This window comes from Luteimonas sp. YGD11-2, from assembly GCF_004118975.1.
In the GTDB taxonomy this organism is placed as follows: domain Bacteria; phylum Pseudomonadota; class Gammaproteobacteria; order Xanthomonadales; family Xanthomonadaceae; genus Luteimonas; species Luteimonas muca.
The window spans coordinates 2,873,155-2,891,086 of record NZ_CP035376.1 but is presented as its reverse complement, the minus strand read 5'-3'; the positions used below and the strand labels follow the sequence as shown (position 1 = coordinate 2,891,086).

The 17,932-nt window shown below is 69.2% G+C and carries 17 protein-coding genes; 12 read left to right on the top strand and 5 right to left on the bottom strand.

Translation table 11 applies throughout. The annotated features are described in order from the left end of the window. Positions 1–39: 39 nt before the first annotated feature. The 3 genes from ERL55_RS13375 to ERL55_RS13365 all read right to left on the bottom strand — a co-directional run bounded on the left by ERL55_RS13375 (position 40) and on the right by ERL55_RS13365 (position 2,677). A complete protein-coding gene (locus tag ERL55_RS13375; protein ID WP_241685778.1) occupies positions 40–345 on the bottom strand; it encodes a metalloregulator ArsR/SmtB family transcription factor in 306 nt (101 codons plus the stop codon). Then, positions 333–1,229, bottom strand: coding sequence for a cation diffusion facilitator family transporter (locus ERL55_RS13370; protein WP_241685777.1), 897 nt, complete (start codon positions 1,227–1,229; stop codon positions 333–335). Before ERL55_RS13370 ends, ERL55_RS13375 begins: the two co-directional genes overlap by 13 nt. Before the next feature lie 854 nt (positions 1,230–2,083). Beyond that, on the bottom strand, positions 2,084–2,677 hold the full coding sequence (locus tag ERL55_RS13365; RefSeq protein ID WP_129137355.1) for a DUF1415 domain-containing protein: 594 nt from the start codon (positions 2,675–2,677) through the stop codon (positions 2,084–2,086). Positions 2,678–2,826: 149 nt separating this feature from the next. Between ERL55_RS13365 and ERL55_RS13360 the strand changes: the two genes are divergently transcribed. Further along, positions 2,827–3,693, top strand: a complete 867-nt coding sequence (locus ERL55_RS13360; RefSeq protein ID WP_241685899.1) for a DMT family transporter — start codon at positions 2,827–2,829, stop codon at positions 3,691–3,693. A 40-nt stretch (positions 3,694–3,733) separates the two neighbouring features. Next, positions 3,734–4,294 carry a DUF1453 domain-containing protein gene (locus ERL55_RS13355; protein WP_129136855.1) on the top strand — a complete coding sequence of 187 codons (561 nt, stop codon included), beginning with the start codon at positions 3,734–3,736 and terminating at the stop codon, positions 4,292–4,294. Between the two features lie 57 nt (positions 4,295–4,351). Here ERL55_RS13355 and ERL55_RS13350 read toward each other — a convergent pair whose 3' ends face one another. Beyond that, a complete protein-coding gene (locus ERL55_RS13350; protein ID WP_129136854.1) occupies positions 4,352–4,975 on the bottom strand; it encodes an OmpW family outer membrane protein in 624 nt (207 codons plus the stop codon). A 269-nt stretch (positions 4,976–5,244) separates the two neighbouring features. Between ERL55_RS13350 and aceF the strand changes: the two genes are divergently transcribed. From aceF to ERL55_RS13335, 3 genes are all read left to right on the top strand, one after another. Then, positions 5,245–6,981, top strand: a complete 1,737-nt coding sequence (gene aceF, locus ERL55_RS13345) for a dihydrolipoyllysine-residue acetyltransferase (protein WP_129136853.1) — start codon at positions 5,245–5,247, stop codon at positions 6,979–6,981. 16 nt (positions 6,982–6,997) lie between these two features. Further along, positions 6,998–8,899, top strand: coding sequence for a dihydrolipoyl dehydrogenase (gene lpdA / locus ERL55_RS13340; RefSeq protein WP_129136852.1), 1,902 nt, complete (start codon positions 6,998–7,000; stop codon positions 8,897–8,899). Between the two features lie 390 nt (positions 8,900–9,289). Then, positions 9,290–11,116 (top strand): peptidoglycan recognition family protein, encoded by a 1,827-nt coding sequence (locus ERL55_RS13335; protein ID WP_206733324.1) that lies wholly within the window; start codon positions 9,290–9,292, stop codon positions 11,114–11,116. 62 nt (positions 11,117–11,178) lie between these two features. Here the strand turns inward: ERL55_RS13335 and ERL55_RS13330 are convergent, their stop codons facing one another. After that, positions 11,179–12,129 (bottom strand): hypothetical protein, encoded by a 951-nt coding sequence (locus ERL55_RS13330; RefSeq protein WP_129136851.1) that lies wholly within the window; start codon positions 12,127–12,129, stop codon positions 11,179–11,181. Positions 12,130–12,598: 469 nt separating this feature from the next. On the opposite strand from ERL55_RS13330, the gene ERL55_RS13325 reads away from it, so the two are divergent. The 7 genes from ERL55_RS13325 to atpG all read left to right on the top strand — a co-directional run bounded on the left by ERL55_RS13325 (position 12,599) and on the right by atpG (position 17,900). Next, entirely contained in the window at positions 12,599–12,964 is a 366-nt protein-coding gene (locus ERL55_RS13325) for an ATP synthase subunit I (RefSeq protein WP_129136850.1), read from the top strand. Positions 12,965–13,001: 37 nt separating this feature from the next. Beyond that, positions 13,002–13,820, top strand: coding sequence for a F0F1 ATP synthase subunit A (gene atpB, locus ERL55_RS13320; RefSeq protein ID WP_129136849.1), 819 nt, complete (start codon positions 13,002–13,004; stop codon positions 13,818–13,820). Positions 13,821–13,893: 73 nt separating this feature from the next. Next, positions 13,894–14,184: a F0F1 ATP synthase subunit C gene (gene atpE, locus ERL55_RS13315; protein WP_129136848.1), complete on the top strand. Its 291-nt coding sequence runs from the start codon at positions 13,894–13,896 to the stop codon at positions 14,182–14,184. Positions 14,185–14,288: 104 nt separating this feature from the next. Then, positions 14,289–14,759, top strand: coding sequence for a F0F1 ATP synthase subunit B (locus ERL55_RS13310; protein ID WP_129136847.1), 471 nt, complete (start codon positions 14,289–14,291; stop codon positions 14,757–14,759). A 2-nt stretch (positions 14,760–14,761) separates the two neighbouring features. Continuing rightward, on the top strand, positions 14,762–15,289 hold the full coding sequence (locus tag ERL55_RS13305; protein ID WP_129136846.1) for a F0F1 ATP synthase subunit delta: 528 nt from the start codon (positions 14,762–14,764) through the stop codon (positions 15,287–15,289). Between the two features lie 90 nt (positions 15,290–15,379). After that, positions 15,380–16,930 carry a F0F1 ATP synthase subunit alpha gene (atpA, locus tag ERL55_RS13300; protein WP_129136845.1) on the top strand — a complete coding sequence of 517 codons (1,551 nt, stop codon included), beginning with the start codon at positions 15,380–15,382 and terminating at the stop codon, positions 16,928–16,930. Positions 16,931–17,036: 106 nt separating this feature from the next. Continuing rightward, on the top strand, positions 17,037–17,900 hold the full coding sequence (gene atpG, locus ERL55_RS13295) for a F0F1 ATP synthase subunit gamma (protein ID WP_129136844.1): 864 nt from the start codon (positions 17,037–17,039) through the stop codon (positions 17,898–17,900). Positions 17,901–17,932 lie beyond the last annotated feature (32 nt).

The window sequence follows — 17,932 nt, the reverse complement described above, 5'->3', positions numbered from 1 at the left end:
GTTGCTGCCGATGCGTCCCAACGCCTGGCCGGCCTTCCCCTATTGCGGTTCGGCCGCGTGCTCGAGCATGTCGATGAGCATGTCGCGGATATGCGCGTCGGCGGTGGTGTAGAAGACCTGGCGCTGGCGGCGCTCGCCGCGTACCAGGCGCGCACCGCGCAGCAGGCGCAGATGGTGGCTGACCAGCGGCTGCGAGGCACCGGTGCGCGTGGCGATGTCGCCGACCGAGATCGGCGCATCGAGGCAGGCCAGCAGCACGCGCAGGCGGGTGGGGTCGCCGAGCAGCCGGTAGGTGGCGGCGATGGTCCCGATGCGGCTGTCGTCGGTCGCGATCAATGCCCGCACTCCGTCGGTGGCCGCGCACGTTCCAGCGTGCAGCCGGCGCGCGGTTCGCACAGCACCTCCACCGTGGCGTGGCCGATGCCGAAGCGTTCGGCGAGTTCGTGCTTGACCGCGGCCACGCTGGCGCCGGGGTCCACACCGTCGGCAAGGCCCAGTTCCAGCGTCGCCAGCACCCGCCCGGAGGTGATCGACCACACGTGCACGTGCTGCACCTCGGCCACGCCCGGCACCGCGGCGAGCAGGTGCGCGCGCAGCGCGTCGACGTCGATGTCCGGCGGGGCACCCTCCATGAGGATGTGGAACGCGCCGCGCAGCAGCGACCATGCGCTCCTCAGGATCAGCAGGCAGACCAGCGCGGACAGGATCGGGTCGATCGCCATCCAGCCGGTGGCGTGGATCACCAGTGCGGCGATGATCGCCGCGACCGAACCGAGCAGGTCGCCCAGCACGTGCAGCATCGCGCCGCGGATGTTGACGTGGTCGCGGTCGCCGCGGTGCAGGATCGCGAACACCGCCAGGTTCACCAGCAGCCCGGCCACGGCGACCGCAAGCATCGGCCCGGCCAGCACCTCGCCCGGGTCACGCAGGCGCTGGAAGGCTTCCCGGAAGATCCATGCCACCAGCGCGAACAGGGTCAGTGCGTTGATCAGGCCCGCCAGCACCTCCAGGCGCATGTAGCCGAAGGTCCGGCGCGCATCCGACGCGCGGCGACCGATGCGGAAGCCCGCCCAGGCCAGTGCCAGCGCGGCGGCGTCGGTGAGCATGTGGCCGGCATCGGCGATCAGCGCCAGCGAGCCGGAGACCACCCCGCCGATCACTTCGACCACCATGAAGGTCGCGGTCAGCGCCAGCGCCGTCAGCACCACCTTCTCGTTGCGTGCCGACACGGCGTGGGCATGGCCATGGTCGTGGCCGGGGTGCGCATGGTTCGCGGGGTGGTGGTGATCGCCGCCAGCCGCGTGTCCGTGCGTCCCACCGCACGGCGATGCCGCGGCGGTGCAGGGCCGATGCGGGTGGTCGGGGTCGTGGGTCATGGTCAGCGGAACTCGGGCAGTCGCCGCCATGATATCGACATATGTTTATGTTTCAACGCGGGACAGGGCGCCGGGACTGCTCCTCAAGTAACGAAGAACAGGGGGTGCTCTCCGGATTCCGGGGCGACCGGATGCGATTGGGGCAGCGGGTGGGCGCTTCGTTGTGATCCGCGCCGCCCGTCGCGTGCACCGGGGGGTGTGCTCCCCCGGCCGGAGTCCGCGTCCAGCTACCACGGCCGGCCGCCGGCCATCCATGGCCGGCTGTCCGCACACCCCCCGATGCACGCGACGGGACCGGGCATCCGCCGGGTCCGGTACGGAAATCAGTAGCGGTGCTGGCGGTGTCGCCTGCAGCCGACCGCGCTGTGGATTGGGCAGTTCCGGAATGGAGGTCGACAGCGGTGGCATACGGAAGTCGTCGATCACCACGACGGCCTGACGTTCTTCGCCGTTGACTTCCTCCGGACGCGACGACGGTTCGGGGCCTGCCGTGGCCGCAGGGGGATGTCCAGAGCCGGCCATGGATGGCCGGCGGCCGGATGTGGGAGCAGGACGCGGAGATATCCGGCTGGGCATCCCCCTGTGGCCGCGGCGGGCCGCCGGGACTCCTTCGAACATCTCCCTCGATTGCTCGCAGACCCGCAAATCCGCACACGCACGATGGTTGCTGGGAGCGCCGGACAACGGCGCCCTCACCCTTGCCTCTCTCACTCCTGCGTGACAGGAGGAAAGCGCGGCGAATCCGGCGCGGCCTCGGCGAACAGCTCCCGCCAGCCGTCATGGCCGAGCCGGTCGAGGGTGCGCACGTTGCGCTCCACGATCACGTCCGGATCCGGATAGGCATCCACCGCGCGGCTGACGCTGTCCTCGCGCAGCAGGTGCAGGGTCGGGAACGGCGAGCGGTTGGTGTAGTTGGCGATGTCGTCGTCGGCGGTGCCGTCGAAGCGGTAGTGCGGATGGAAGCTCGCCACCTGCAAGACGCCCTCGAGGTCGAGCTCGGCCACCAGCGCCTCGGCGATGGCGAGGAAATCGTTGTATTCGAGGAAATCGCCCAGCACCTGCGGGTGGATCAGCAGGGTGGTGTCGGTGACCTCGGCCGGGGTGTCGCGCAGATGCAGCAGTTCGGCAGCGAGATCCTCCAGCAGCGCCTCCCCGGTGGTGGCCGCGCTGACCACGAAGCGCACCTGTTCCTTGACCATCACCGCCTTCGCGAACGGGCACAGGTTGAGACCGATGACCGCACGCTCCAGCCAGCGGCGGGTGGTGGCGATCGGGTCTGCGGGGAGTGCTGCGTCGGACATCATGGTGGGCTCGTACGGGCGGCGCACGATAGCGCAGGCGCGCGGGCCGGCGCTAAGCTGGCCCGCCCACGCCGCTGCCCCGCATGCCTGCCGCCTCCGCGTCGAACGCCACCGCGTCGCAGTTCGATCCCACCCGCGCCACGCTGTGGATGCTGCTGGCGGTCGGCCTCTTCGCGCTGATGGATGGCGGCATGAAGTGGCTGTCGGACGACTATCCGCCGCTGCAGGTGGCCGCGCTGCGGGGTGCGGCCGCCCTGCCGCTGGTGTTCGCCTGGGTGGTCTGGAGCGGCGCGGTGCGCGGTCTGCTGCGTGTGCACTGGCGGTTGCATCTGCTGCGCGGCGTGCTCGGCGTGCTGATGATGTGGGGCTTCGTCTACGGCCTTGCGCGCATGCCGATGACCACCGCCTACGCGATCGTGTTCGTGTCGCCGCTGATGGTCAGTGCGCTGGCCGTGCCGCTGCTCGGCGAGAAGGTCGGGCCGCGGCGCTGGGCGGCGATCGTGGTCGGCCTGGCCGGCGTGCTGGTGGTGTTGCGCCCCACGGCCGACGGCATCGCCACCGGCGCCGGCCTGGTGCTGGTACTGGCGGCCGCCTGCTATGCCGGCGCGGCGATCACCGTGCGCATGCTGGCGCAGCGCGACAGCGTGCAGTCGATGGTGTTCTGGTTCCTGGCGATGATCGCGGTCGGCGCCGGCGCACTGGCGCTGCCGGACTGGCAGCCGATCGCGATGCGCGATTTGCTTCCGATCATGGTGGTCGGGGTGAGCGGTGCACTGGGGCAGGTGGCGATGACCCATGCCTTCCGCCTCGGCGAGGCCTCGCAGCTGGCGCCGCTGGAATACACCGGCCTGCTCTGGGTGGTGCTGCTGGACCTCGCGGTCTGGGGCGTGCTGCCCGATGGCATGACCTGGCTGGGCGCGGCCATCATCATCGCCAGCGGCCTGTACCTGCTGCGCCGCGAACGCATCCGCGCGCAGGACCATCTCGCCTCCGGCCCCGCGGACACGCCACCCTGATGCCCGCCGCCCTGATGCCCGCAACCGGAGCCCGGCCACGATGCCCTGGCTGCTGATTCCGCTGGCGATCCTGCTGCTGCCGGTACTGGTTGTGGCGGCATGGCCGCTGTCGTTGTGGTGGCGCTACCGCACCGGCCCGGCGCTGCGGCCGGTGCGTGACTGGCAGTTGGCACTGCAGGCGTGGCTGCTGCTGCCGGCCCTGCCGATGCTGCTGCTCGGCGCCTGGGTTGCGCAGCAGTGGTGGGCACCGGCCGCAACGGCATGGGCGGCCGCCGGCGCGCTTGCCGGCATCGCGATCGGCGCGGTGCGGATGGCGATGACTCGCGTCGGCCGGTCGCCGGATGGCCTGCGCTGGTACACGCCGGAACGCTGGATCGCCCTGGCGCTGTCGCTGCTGGTCACGGCGAAAGTGGTGTGGACGCTCTGGCAGGGGTGGCAGGCCTGGCAGGGCGCGATCCCGCTGGAAACCTGGCGCGCCACCCGGGCGACGCTGTTCGCACTCGGCGGGCTGGTGCTCGGGCAGTCGCTGGGCTACGCGTGGGGCCTGCGCTGGCGGCTGCGCGAGGGCCGCGTCCTGCGCCCACGGCCGCGCGGGCGCTGAAACGACGGACGGACCCCGAAGGGTCCGTCCGCGTGTGGATGAAACGTCGTTGGAGGGTCAGAAGCGCGCGCCGATGCCGACGCCGACGGTCCAGGGATCGAGCTTCAGATCCTCGGCCACGGTCTCGCCGGTGCTGCCGACACGGGCGTCGGAGCGTGCGCGCATATAGCGTGCGTCGGCGCGGGCGAACCAGGTCGGGGTGATGTTGAGGTCCACGCCCACGGTGCCGATCGCACCGCGCGGGGTGGTCAGGCCGACGTGGTCGCCACCGCCGGCGATGTCCTCGTTGCTGATGTTGGACTCGAACACGCCCAGGCCCACGAACGGCCGGAAGGTGTTGTCGGCCTCACCGAAGTGGTACTGCCCGCTGAGCGCGATCGGCTGCTGTTCGATGGTGCCGATCTTGCCTTCCGGGCCGCGCACGCGGTGGTTGAACTTGTCGGCCGCACCCCAGAGTTCGACGCCCCAGTTGTCGGTGGCGTGCCAGGTGGCGCTCAGGGTCGGCGCGGGGCCGCCGTCGATGTCCAGCCCGGTGGCGGGATCGGAATGCGGGTCGAGCACGGTCACGCCGCCCACCACCGAAAAGCGCTTGCCGGAGGCGGTGTCGCTGTCCTGGGCGAGGGCGGGGGTGGCGGCAAGGGCCAGTGCGGATGCAAGCGTCAGGCTGCGGAAAATGGTCATGGGTATCTCCTCGATCTTGTTCTGTCGCCCCGGGGAGAGGGCGCGGCCACCCTATCGACGGGCGGATGAACCGCCCTGTGCCATTTCGTGAATCGACAGAAACGGCTTCACAGGCACTTCAGCATTTTCCACCCGGCACCACCTGGGTTGCGGAGGCCGCGGCCGCCCGGCCATACGCGCATGTACGCGGCCGCGCGCCGGAGCGCGGTTGGCGGGGGCAGCGCGGGGGGACACAATAGCCACCCCCTTATGTTTGCGCGGAGCGCCGCATGGCCGACCTCAAAGAAGCACGTGTGCCGGATATCGGCGGCTATGACGATGTGCCCGTGATCGAAGTGCTGGTGTCGGTGGGCGACCGCGTGGACAAGGACCAGGGCCTGCTGACGCTGGAGTCCGACAAGGCGACGATGGAGGTGCCGGCCGCGTTCGCGGGCACGGTGCGCGAACTCCGGGTCAAGGAGGGCGACAGGGTCTCGCAGGACACGGTGGTGGCGATGATCGAGCCCGATGCAGCGGACGGAGCGCCCGCACAGGCCGCGCCCGCTGCCGCATCGAAGGCCGAAGCGCCGAAGTCGCAGGCGTCCGCGCCCGCCCCCTCCGGACCTTCCGCAGCGCCGGCTGCGGGTACGCCCGATGCGGGCGCGTCCGCCGGCGTCCAGGATGCGGCGGTGCCCGACATCGGCGGCCAGGACGACGTGCCGGTCATCGAGGTGCTGGTGGCGGTGGGCGACCGCGTCGAGAAGGACCAGGGCCTGGTCACGCTGGAATCCGACAAGGCGACCATGGAAGTCCCGGCACCGTTCGCCGGCACCGTGGTCGAGCTGACGGTGAAGGTCGGCGACACGGTGTCCGCCGGCAGCGTGGTCGCGCGGATCGAAGGCCAGGGCGGCGACACCGCCCCGGCCGACAGGGGGCCGGCGCAGCCGCAGGCCCAGGCGCCCGAGGAGAGCGACGATCCGGTGGTGGAGCCGGCCTCGCCCGGCACCCGCCCGGACAATATCGCGCGCGCCTCGATGGACCATCGCCCGGCCGGTCGTGCCGAGCCGCCGGTGCGTTTCGACGCCGAGGCCGTCATGCCCGGCAAGGTGCCGTATGCCAGTCCGGCCGTGCGCCTGTTCGCGCGCGAGCTTGGCGTCGACCTCGCGCAGGTCAGCGGCAGTGCCCGCGGTGGCCGAATCACCCGCGAGGACGTGCAGAAGTTCGTCAAGGGCGCACTCGCCGGAGGTGCTACGCAGCCGGCCGGCAAGGCGGGCGCGGGCGGTGGCGGGCTCGACCTGCTGCCGTGGCCGAAGGTGGACTTCTCGAAGTTCGGCGAGGTCGAGGAAAAGCCGCTGTCGCGGATCCGGAAGATCTCCGGCGCCAACCTCGCGCGCAACTGGGCGATGATCCCGCACGTCACCCAGCACGACGATGCCGACATCACCGCGCTCGAAGACCTGCGCGTGCAGCTCAACCGGGAACACGAGAAGGCCGGCATCAAGCTGACCATGCTCGCGTTCCTGATCAAGGCCAGCGCCTCCGCGCTGAAGACCTTCCCCGAGTTCAACGCCTCGCTGGATGCTTCGGGCGAAACGCTCACGCTGAAGAAGTACTTCCACATCGGATTCGCCGCCGACACGCCCAACGGGCTGGTGGTGCCGGTGGTGCGCGACGTCGACCGCAAGGGCGTGATCGAGATCGCGCAGGAGACCTCGGCGCTTGCGAAGAAGGCGCGCGAAGGCAAGCTGGGCCCGGCCGACATGTCCGGCGGCTGCTTCTCGATCAGTTCGCTCGGCGGCATCGGCGGCACCTCGTTCACCCCGATCGTCAATGCACCGGAGGTGGCGATCCTCGGCGTGTCGAAGGCGGCCATGAAGCCGGTCTGGAATGGCGAGAAGTTCAAGCCGCGGCTGGTGCTGCCGCTGTCGCTGTCCTACGACCACCGCGTGATCGACGGCGCCGCCGCCGCGCGCTTCACCGCGTATCTCGCCCAGGTGCTGGGCGACATGCGCCGTGTCCTGCTGTGATGCGCGGAGACCTGTGATGGCCAAGACCCAGGAAGTGAAGGTGCCCGACATCGGCGGCCAGGCCGATGTACCGGTGATCGAAGTGCTGGTCGCCGTCGGCGACACCGTGGCGAAGGACCAGGGACTGGTCACGCTGGAATCCGACAAGGCGACGATGGAGGTCCCGTCCCCGGTGGCGGGCGTGGTGCGCGAGCTGAAGGTCGCGGTCGGCGACACGCTGTCCGAAGGGAGCGTGGTCGCGGTGATCGAGGCGGCCGAAGCCAGTGACGCGGGCAACCCACGCGGTGCGCCTGATGCCGCGGCTGGATCGGACGGCGGCAAAGCAGGCGGCACACCTCTGCCGCCTGCGGGAGAGGTCGACGCGCGCCGCGCGTCGGGCGAGGGCAGCACCGCCAAGGGTTACGGCAGCACGTCGCAGCCCGCCGATGCGAAGGCTGGGCGTGCGCAATCGAAGCCGTCCACCGCGGCGCCTTCGAGCGGCCGCAAGGCCGACGTCGAGTGCCGCATCGTCGTGCTCGGCTCCGGCCCTGGCGGCTACACCGCCGCCTTCCGTGCCGCCGACCTCGGCCTCGATACCGTCCTGATCGAGCGTTACGACAACCTCGGCGGCGTCTGCCTCAATGTCGGCTGCATTCCGTCCAAGGCGCTGCTGCACGCTGCCGATGTCATCGACCAGGCGCAGCACGCCAGCGTCTACGGCGTCGACTTCGGCACGCCGAAGATCGAGCTCGACCGCCTGCGCGCCTACAAGGACAAGGTCGTCGGCCAGCTCACCAGGGGGCTGGCCGGCATGGCCAAGCAGCGCAAGGTGCGGGTGGTGGCCGGCACCGGCAGTTTCGTGTCGCCCAACGAGCTCGAGGTGACCGGCGCCGATGGCAATACGCAGCTCGTGCGCTTCGAGCAGTGCATCATCGCCGCCGGTTCGCAGGCGCTGAAGCTGCCCGGCTTCCCGTGGGACGACCCACGGATCATGGATTCCACCGATGCACTGCAGCTGGCCGAGGTCCCGAAGCGGATGCTGGTGGTCGGTGGCGGCATCATCGGCCTGGAAATGGCCACGGTGTACCGCGCGCTGGGCGCCGAAGTGACGGTGGTGGAGCTGGCCGACCAGCTGATGCCTGGCGCCGACCGTGACCTGGTCAGGCCGCTGGCCGATCGCCTGAAGAAGCAGGGCGTGTCGGTGCACCTGAAGACCAGGGTGGTCGAGGCGAAGGCCGCCAGCAAGGCCATCGAGGTTAGCTTCGACGGCGAGAACGTCCCGCAGGCAACGCGGTTCGACCGCGTGCTGGTGGCCGTGGGGCGCAGCCCGAACGGTGGGAAGATCGCTGCCGACAAGGCCGGCGTCGAAGTCACCGAGCGCGGCTTCATCGAGGTCGACCGGCAGATGCGCACCAACGTGCCGCATATCTTCGCCATCGGCGACCTCGTCGGCCAGCCGATGCTGGCGCACAAGGCGACGCACGAGGGCAAGCTCGCCGCCGAAGTGGCCGCCGGCGAAGGCGATCCTGATAAGAGCCGGGAATGGGTGGCACGGGTCATCCCGTCCGTCGCCTACACCGACCCGGAAATCGCCTGGGTCGGTGTCACCGAGAACGAGGCCAGGGCCAAGGGGCTCAAGGTCGGCGTCGGCAAGTTCCCGTGGGCCGCCAGCGGCCGCGCGATCGGCCTCGACCGTACCGAAGGGTTCACCAAGCTGGTGTTCGACGAGGCCACGCATCGCATCCTCGGTGCCGGCATCGTCGGCGTGCACGCCGGCGAGCTCATTGCCGAGGCCGCGCTTGCCATCGAGATGGGCGCGGAAGTCGCCGATATCGCCCACACCATCCACCCGCACCCGACGCTCGGCGAATCGGTGGCGATGGCCGCCGAGGTCTACGACGGAACGATCACCGACCTCTACCTGCCCAGGCGCAAGTAGGGCTTCGGGCGGGCCGCCCCCCGGCGCCCGCGCCGCAGCTCCAGGCGTCGCGGCTGCGTGTCCCGGCCCCTCCCGCCGTGTGCGGATGGGGGCCCCGCAGCCCCCGCTCCGACCTTCCGGTCGCGGGCGGGCAAGGGTCGCGGCCGCGCCACTCCACCCCCATGCCCCACCGGTCCGTTGCTCCCATCCGCGACCGCCATCCGCTTCGCGTGTGCGCACGTCTGCAATTCCGCGCGGACGCGGGTTTACCCGGGTTGTGGCACCTCCTGTGCAGGCGTAAGCCGTCCACAGGGCTCGCGCCCTGCAGGGGGGACCGCACCGGCGCCACGCGCCACGGGAGGATTCATGGGAAGGATGCATTGGACAGCGGCGCTCGCCGTCGCTGCGGGAATGGCATGGAATGCCGGCGCGGTCGAGCCGGTCACCCAGGGTGGCGTGGATGCACGCATCGAGCTGCAGCGCAGCGCCCAGCGCGATGCACTGCTGCGCCAGCGTGCGCGCTATCCGGCATTGTTCGCGCGCGCCTATCGCGCCTATCCGCAGATCCCGCGCGGCACACTGGAGGCTGTGGCCTGGGCGCAGAGCCGCTGGCAGCCGCTTGAAGCGGCGGTCGACGGCGATGCGGGCCACCACCACATGCCCACCGCCTGGGGCCCGATGGGCCTGTATGCCGGCGACGGCTTTGCCGACCAGGTCGGCGAGGCGGCGGCATTGACCGGGTTGCCGGCGGACCGCGTCAGGCGCGATCCGTCCGCCAACATCCTGGCCGCGGCTGCGCTGCTTGCGCGCGAGCTGCGCGGGTTGGATGCAGAGGAGGATGCCGTGCTCGCACAGGCACTCGCGCGCTATGCCGGCTTCGGCACGCCGCAGGGCACCAGTGCGATCGACGACCATGCGCGTGCCGCGTTCGCCTTCGACGTGCTGCTGGCGCTCGATCGCGGCGTCGACGATGAAGGCGTGCGCGTGCCGGTGCGCCCGGTGGCGTGGGAGACCGCGTTCGATGCCGGCCAGCTGGTGCGGCTGCAGGCGCCGTTCGTGCGCCTGGATGTGGCCACCGACAGCATCGAGACCGACAGCCATGCGATCGATCCGGTCAGCGAGCAGCTGGTCCGCCGCGACGCCGGCACGAGCATCGATGCCGGAATCAAAAGCACCGATTACGGCCCGGCGATCTGGAATCCGGCGCATTCGAGCAACTACAACGCGTCGCGCAGTGCCGCCGTCAGCGCGGTCACCCTGCATACCGCGCAGGGCAGCTACGCCGGCACCATCAGCTGGTTCAGGAATTCGTCCTCCAACGTCAGCGCGCACTACGTGATCCGCAGTTCCGACGGCCAGGTCACCCAGATGGTGCGCGAGGCGCATACCGCCTGGCACGTGCGCAACCACAACGGCTACACGCTGGGCATCGAGCACGAGGGCTACGTCAACAACGCCAGCTGGTACACCAGCGCGATGTACAACGCATCGGCCGCGCTGGTGCGGCACTGGTGTTCGCGCTACAGCGCGATCAGCTGTGCCAGCGCATACCGCGGCGCCGCCAGCAGCGGCATCAACGTGCAGCCCGACAGCGTGCGCATCAAGGGCCACCAGCACTTCAGCGGGCAGACCCACACCGATCCCGGCATCAACTGGAACTGGAGCCACTACTACGGCCTGCTCAACCCCGGCAGCGGCGGCGGCACGCGCATCCTCGATTCGTTCGAGGGCAGCGTCGGCCACTTCAACACCCCGCCGGCCTACTCCGGCAGCACCACCGGCATCTCGAGCGCCTCCACCGCCACGCGCGACTGCGCCACCCGCCGCAACGGCAGCTGTTCGCTGCGCGTGCTGCTGAAGGACAACGCATCGTCATCGGCGGCCTGGGCCGTGCGGCTGCTGTCGGGCACCGGCAACCCGGGCAGCAACACAACGCTGTCGCGCGCCAACGGCCGCATCGGCTTCTGGGTCTATACCGGCGGCAGCGGCATGAGCGTGGGCGTTGGCATCGACGACGGCGGCGGCACCGAACGCTCCACCGTGCGCAGCGTGCCGGCCAACCAGTGGACCTATGTCGAGTGGAGCCTCACCGACGCCGCGCAGTGGAACGCCTGGGCCGGCACCGCCAACGGGGCGATCGATGCCGCCAGCGTCACCCTCGACGCGATCTGGATCCAGCGTGCGCAGACCAGCTACGACGTCAACGTCTATATCGACGACGTGCAGATCCGCAACTGACCCCCGACGCAGAAGGCCCCGGCATGTGCCGGGGCCTTCGTGTCACACACGGATGTGCCGGATCAGAAGCGGAAGGTCACGCCGGCCATCGGGCCATGCACCTTGAGCTGGCCGCTGAGCTCGCCGTTGACGTCGACCGGGTCGATGTCGAGTTCGGACGCACCTTCGAAGCGGGCGTTGTAATCGTCCTTGAGCTTGAGGCGGAACCAGTCGTAGCCGACATGCACGCCGACACGCTCGTTGACCATGTACTCGACCACCAGGCCGGCACGCTCGAAGTGGCCGCGCTCGTTGAGGAAGTCGCCCCATTCGGTGTCGAGATACTGGCCTTCCAGGCCGACGCTCCAGCGCTCGGCCGGCCGCCAGGACAGGCGCGTGTGCAGGCCCGGCGACCAGCCGGACTTCTTCCACTGGTACTCGGCCTCGCCGGCATCGATCTCGGCGGTGGCGGTCCAGCTGCCGTTGGCGCGGGCCTCAAGCTCGGCATAGGTCACGCCCAGGCCCAGGCCCCATTCGAAGGTCTCGGTGGAGACCACCGCGTACTCGTAGTTGAGGCTGGCGAGCGAGAACTTGACCCGGCCGGAGAGGTCCACTTCCGGCAGTTCCACCGGGCCATCGGGCAGTTCATCGGGCACGTCGACGCCGATACCGCGCAGGAGGCCGCCCGGGTTCAGCCAGTCGCCCTCGAAGCCCCAGTCGTTGTCGCGGCTGTAGTCGTAATAGTTGCCGACCAGCGCCTGGCGCTCGCTCAGCCGGAACCCGATCGCGCCACGCGGGCGCCATTCGCTGCCGACATCGAAGGTCTCGGCGGCGAAGAAGTCCTCGGTCTCGGTGCCGTTGGTGGCGACGCCGTCGCCGGTGAAGCGCAGCTGCGCTTCCGGGTTGAATGCGCTCAGGCGCAGGGTGAAGCGCTCCTCGCTGTCGGACTGCTGGGCGTGGGCCGGGGAAGCGGCCACGCCCGTGGCGACCGCGAGCAGGGCGATGGCAAGCAGACGGGGGGTGGGTGCGGACATCGTGGGTCTCGTTATGCGTTCTGGGGGACGGAAGCGCCGCCACGACCGGCGGCGAGGCGGCAGTGTCCGTTCACACAGGGTCTTCCTGCCGTGAAGACGGTGGCGTATGGAACGCAAGCGACCGCGGCCGCGCACCTGCGCTGCGCGGCCGGAAGGCCCGCTTGCAGGGCTGCCAGGGGCCCGGAAAAGGGGAAGCCCCGGCATGCCGGGGCTTCGGTGGGGCCTGCTGGATCGACGAGGAAGAGGCAGGCCGCGCGGGAGGTCGGACTGCGGGTCCGGCGCGGAGTTCCCGGAAATCCGCATGAATTTTCTGAATGCGCGCCACGGCCGGCCAAGCCTGTTGTGCGGCAACGATACGGGGCCCCGGGACCTCCGCCGGTTGTCCCTCAAAGCTGCCCACTGCTATACTTCTGCGGCTTCGCCGGGCGGTTTCATCGGCCCGGGCCGTCCATCGTCACAGGACCCCCATGTGTTGAGTTCCTTCGCTGCGGGTCGGCGGCTGGCGCAGCGCGCACTCGCCTGGCAGGCGGTCGCGGTGGCGCTGACCGCGCTGGCCTTCCTCGTCAAGGGGTGGCCCTGGGCGCTGGCAGCGCTGGCCGGCGGTGGTTCGGTCGCGCTCGGTGGCTGGCTGCACAGCGCGATCGCGCTGGGTGGCGGGGTTGCACCGGCAGGTGGCGCGCTTGCGCGCGTACTGGTCGGGGCGCTGGCGAAGTGGGCGGTCGTGCTGGTGGTGCTGGTGCTGGCAGTGGGTGTGGGCGGTCTGCCACCCGTCGCGGTCGGAGTCGGCGTCATCGTGGCACTGGTGACACAGATGCTGGCCATGGCCAGTCGTTGATTCGAACACGTACAGACAGTCAGAGGCGGACAGGCACATGGCCGGCGAGGCGGAAACCCCCACCAGCTACATCCAGCACCATCTCCAGAACCTCGTCTACAGCGAGGCTGGCGGCGTGCGTGGGTCGACCGCGACCGACGGCTTCTGGTCGATCAACCTCGACACCATCCTGACCTCGGTCACGATGGGTCTCATCGTGACCTTCCTGTTCTGGATCGCCACCCGCAGGGCAACCTCGGGCGTGCCGGGCAGGTGGCAGGCGTTCGTCGAGATCCTGCTCGAGTTCGTCGACCGCCAGGCGCGCGATACCTACCACGGGTCCAGCAAGCTGGTGACGCCGATCGCGATCACCCTGTTTTTCTGGATCCTGCTGATGAACATGCTCAAGTTCATCCCGGCGGATTTCTTCGCCGTGCCGCTGGGCTGGCTGGGCGTGAACTACTGGAAGCCGGTGCCGAGCGCCGACGTCAACGCGACGCTCGGCCTGTCGATCAGCGTGTTCTTCCTGATGCTGTTCTTCGCCCTGCGTTCCAAGGGCCTGGGCGGCTTCACCAAGGAATTCCTGACCGCGCCGTTCGGCAAGTGGATGATGCCGTTCAACCTCATCCTCAACATCGTCGAGTGGGTGTCCAAGCCCATTTCGCTGGCGATGCGACTGTTCGGCAACATGTTCGGCGGCGAGATCGTGTTCCTGCTGATCTGGGTCCTCGGCGGTGCCGGCCTTCTGGGCCTGCTCGGCGGCGCGGTGTTCGGCCTCGGCTGGATGATCTTCCACATTCTGGTGATCCCGCTGCAGGCCTTCATCTTCATGATGCTGTCGATCGTCTACCTCAGCCTCGCCGAGGACAGCCACTGACGGCAGGCACGCGTCCCGTTTTCCGCTTCACCCTCAACATCCAACCCTCGCAACATCCGTTCCGGAGAAAACCATGGAAATCGCTCTGACCTCGTTCGCCCAGATCCAGGCTTCGACCGCTCTGGCCATCGGCATCATGATCGGCCTGGCCGCGCTGGGCGCAGGTCTGGGTCTGGCCATCATGGCCGGCAAGTTCCTCGAGTCGGCCGCCCGCCAGCCGGAGCTGATCCCGGTCCTGCAGGTCCGCATGTTCATCACCGCCGGCCTGATCGACGCCGCGTTCATCATCTCGGTCGCCGTCGGCCTGCTGTTCGCGTTCGCCTCGCCGTTCATCGGCCCGGTCGCCGCACAGCTGGGCGGCTGATCCAGCCGCAGGAAAGCGGGCAGCCGTGAGCGGCCGCCCGCTTCCCGGATGACAGCTGGCATGCACGGCATGCCCGGACCATCACGACAGGCAGTGGCACACCCATGAACATCAATCTGACCCTGATCGCCCAGGCTCTGGCCTTTGCCGGCCTGATCTGGCTGATCGCGACCTACGTCTGGCCGCCGTTGCTCAAGGCCATCGAGGAGCGCCAGCAGAAGATCGCAGAAGGCCTCGCCGCCGCCGACAACAGCCAGCGTGCGCTGGCGCAGGCGCAGGAACAGGTCAACGAAGAACTCAGGACGGCGCGTACCAAGGCCAACGAGATCATCGACCAGGCCCACCAGCGCGCCAACCAGATCGTGGAGCAGGCGCGCGCCGAGGCGCAGGCCGAGGCCGCGCGCCAGAAGGCGATGGTGGAGGCCGAGATCGAGGCTTCGGCCAACCGTGCCCGCGAGGACCTGCGTCGCCAGGTGTCGATGCTGGCGGTGACCGGCGCCGAGAAGCTGCTGCGTCGCGAGATCGACGCCAACGCCCACAGGGCCCTGCTCGACGAACTGGCCGCGGAGATCTGAGCGTGAGCCAGGAGATCACCCTCGCCCGTCCCTATGCGCGTGCCGCATTCGGCCTTGCCCGCGACGCCGGTGCGTTCGCTGCATGGTCGGACGCGCTCGCGTTCTCCGCGCGCGTGGCGGTGGATCCGCAGGCGCAGCCGCTGCTCGGCCATCCGGGCCTGGCCCGCGAAGACGCGGTGGCGCTGCTGGCACCCGAAGGTGCGCAGGAAGGTTTCCGTGACTTCCTGGCACTGCTCGCCCGCAACGGCCGCTTGGCGCTGCTGCCCGAGATCGCCGGCCTCTACGAGGACCTGCGTGCGGACGCCGAACAGGTGGTGCGCGCGACGGTGACCTCGGCGACCGACCTGCCGGCAACCGAACTCGACGCCATCCGCGCCGCCCTCGCACGCCGTTTCGGCCGCGAGGTGCAGCTGTCGGTCGCGGTCGACGACGCCTTGATCGGTGGCGCGGTCATCAGCGCCGGCGATGTCGTCATCGACGGCTCCCTGCGCGGCAAGCTCGCACGCCTGCAGTCGGCGCTGAGCCAGTAACCAGGACGCGGACGCCGCCCACAGGCGCCCGCGCCCACCACAGTTTCATTGACCGCGCGTCGTCGAATCCGGCGCGCCGAGGATCCGGAAATGGCAAGCACCCAGCTCAACCCCTCTGAAATCAGCGAACTGATCAAGAGCCGCATCGAGAAGGTCAAGCTGGCCGCCGAGGCGCGCAACGAGGGCACGGTCACCTCCGTGTCCGACGGCATCGTGCGCATCTACGGCCTGGCCGACGTGATGCAGGGCGAAATGATCGAGTTGCCGAACGACACGTTCGCGCTCGCGCTCAACCTCGAGCGTGATTCGGTCGGCGCCGTAGTCCTGGGTGACTACGAGCACCTGCGCGAGGGCGACGTGGCCAAGACCACCGGCCGCATCCTCGAAGTGCCGGTGGGCCCGGAAATGCTGGGTCGCGTGGTCAACGCGCTCGGCGAGCCGATCGACGGCAAGGGCCCCATCGCCGCCACGCAGACCGCACCGGTCGAGCGCGTGGCGCCGGGCGTGATCTGGCGCAAGTCGGTCGACCAGCCGGTGCAGACCGGCTACAAGTCGGTCGACGCCATGATCCCGATCGGCCGCGGCCAGCGCGAGCTGATCATCGGCGACCGCCAGACCGGCAAGACCGCGATGGCCATCGACGCGGTGATCAACCAGAAGGGCACCGGCATCAAGTGCGTGTACGTCGCGATCGGCCAGAAGGCCTCGACGGTCGCCAACATCGTGCGCAAGCTGGAAGAGAACGGCGCCCTGGCGCACACCATCGTGGTCGCCGCCACCGCCTCCGAGTCGGCTGCGATGCAGTACATCTCGGCCTACTCCGGCTGCACCATGGGCGAGTACTTCATGGACCGCGGCCAGGACGCGCTGATCGTGTACGACGACCTGTCCAAGCAGGCCGTGGCCTACCGCCAGATCTCGCTGCTGCTGCGCCGCCCGCCGGGCCGCGAAGCCTACCCGGGCGACGTGTTCTACCTGCACTCCCGCCTGCTCGAGCGCGCCGCGCGCGTGTCCGAGGAGTACGTGGAGAAGTTCACCAATGGCGAGGTCAAGGGCCGGACCGGCTCGCTGACCGCGCTGCCGATCATCGAGACCCAGGCCGGCGACGTCTCCGCGTTCGTGCCGACCAACGTGATCTCGATCACCGACGGCCAGATCTTCCTGGAAACCGACCTGTTCAACGCGGGCATCCGCCCGGCCGTGAACGCCGGTATCTCGGTGTCGCGCGTGGGTGGCGCGGCGCAGACCAAGATCGTCAAGAAGCTCTCGGGCGGCATCCGTATCGCGCTGGCGCAGTACCGTGAGCTCGCCGCGTTCGCGCAGTTCGCGTCCGACCTCGACGATGCCACGCGCAAGCAGCTCGAGCGCGGCCAGCGCGTCACCGAGCTGATGAAGCAGAAGCAGTACCTGCCGATGTCGATCGCCCACCAGGCGCTGTCGATCTACGCCGTCAACGAGGGTTACCTCGACGACGTGCCGGTCAACCAGATCCTCGCGTTCGAATCGGGCCTGCACGCCCACTTCGACAACACCGAGGGTGCGCTGATCGAGAAGATCAACGCGAGCGGTGCGTGGAACGACGAGATCGAGGCGGTCTTCAAGAAGGGCATCGCGGACTTCAAGCAGACCGGTTCGTTCTGAACCGGTTGGCTTGTCTGATGGTTTGGTGATTCGACACAGGTGAGGCGAGGGGAGGCAGACCGGGCAACCGGGCTTCCCCGACCGGATCACCGCAGCGGAGCGAGCAATGGCTGGCGGCAGAGAAATCAAGACCAAGATCAAGAGCGTGCAGAACACCCGCAAGGTGACGCGTGCGCTGGAAATGGTCTCGGCCTCCAAGATCCGCAAGGCGCAGGACCGGATGAAGGCCTCACGCCCGTACGCACGGGCGATGAAGCAGCTGATCGGGCACCTGGCGCAGGCGAACTCGGAGTTCCAGCACCCCTACCTCATCGAGCGCCCGGCGCCGAAGCGGGTGGGCTACATCATCGTTTCGTCCGACCGCGGCCTGGCCGGCGGCCTCAACAACAACCTGTTCCGCAAGCTGCTGGTGGAAATGCGCCAGTGGCAGGAGAAGGGCGTCGAGGTCGACGTGGTCACCATCGGCCAGAAGGCGACGGTGTTCTTCCGCCGCCTCAAGGTGCGCATGCTGGCCAGCGTCACCCACCTCGGTGACAACCCCGAGGTCGAGCAGCTGATCGGCGTGATCAAGGTCATGCTCGATGGCTACACCGAGGGTTCGCTGGACCGCGTGTTCCTGGCCTACAACGACTTCGTCAACACGATGACCCAGCGTGCGGCGTTCGACCAGCTGCTGCCGCTGCCGGCATCCGACGAGACCATCGTCAAGCACGACTGGGACTACATCTACGAGCCGGACGCGGAGTCGGTGCTCGAACACGTGCTGACCCGCTACGTCGAGTCTCTGGTGTACCAGGCGGTGATGGAGAACGTCGCCTCCGAGCACGCCGCGCGCATGGTGGCGATGAAGGCCGCCAGCGACAACGCGACCAAGCTGATCGACACGCTGAACCTGGTCTACAACAAGGCCCGCCAGGCCGCGATCACTCAGGAAATCTCCGAGATCGTGGGCGGCGCCGCGGCCGTATAGCGAGTCCCTCGCAAGAGCCCGCACGTCCACGT

Bases quoted from the DNA above. Each gene is read 5' to 3' on its own strand.
- ERL55_RS13365 (WP_129137355.1), bottom strand. From the start codon at position 2,677: ATGTCCGACGCAGCACTCCCCGCAGACCCGATCGCCACCACCCGCCGC.
- ERL55_RS13360 (WP_241685899.1), top strand. From the start codon at position 2,827: ATGCTGCTGGCGGTCGGCCTCTTCGCGCTGATGGATGGCGGCATGAAG.
- ERL55_RS13355 (WP_129136855.1), top strand. From the start codon at position 3,734: ATGCCCTGGCTGCTGATTCCGCTGGCGATCCTGCTGCTGCCGGTACTG.
- ERL55_RS13350 (WP_129136854.1), bottom strand. From the start codon at position 4,975: ATGACCATTTTCCGCAGCCTGACGCTTGCATCCGCACTGGCCCTTGCC.
- aceF (WP_129136853.1), top strand. From the start codon at position 5,245: ATGGCCGACCTCAAAGAAGCACGTGTGCCGGATATCGGCGGCTATGAC.
- lpdA (WP_129136852.1), top strand. From the start codon at position 6,998: ATGGCCAAGACCCAGGAAGTGAAGGTGCCCGACATCGGCGGCCAGGCC.
- ERL55_RS13335 (WP_206733324.1), top strand. From the start codon at position 9,290: ATGGCATGGAATGCCGGCGCGGTCGAGCCGGTCACCCAGGGTGGCGTG.
- ERL55_RS13330 (WP_129136851.1), bottom strand. From the start codon at position 12,129: ATGTCCGCACCCACCCCCCGTCTGCTTGCCATCGCCCTGCTCGCGGTC.
- atpB (WP_129136849.1), top strand. From the start codon at position 13,002: ATGGCCGGCGAGGCGGAAACCCCCACCAGCTACATCCAGCACCATCTC.
- atpE (WP_129136848.1), top strand. From the start codon at position 13,894: ATGGAAATCGCTCTGACCTCGTTCGCCCAGATCCAGGCTTCGACCGCT.
- ERL55_RS13310 (WP_129136847.1), top strand. From the start codon at position 14,289: ATGAACATCAATCTGACCCTGATCGCCCAGGCTCTGGCCTTTGCCGGC.
- atpA (WP_129136845.1), top strand. From the start codon at position 15,380: ATGGCAAGCACCCAGCTCAACCCCTCTGAAATCAGCGAACTGATCAAG.
- atpG (WP_129136844.1), top strand. From the start codon at position 17,037: ATGGCTGGCGGCAGAGAAATCAAGACCAAGATCAAGAGCGTGCAGAAC.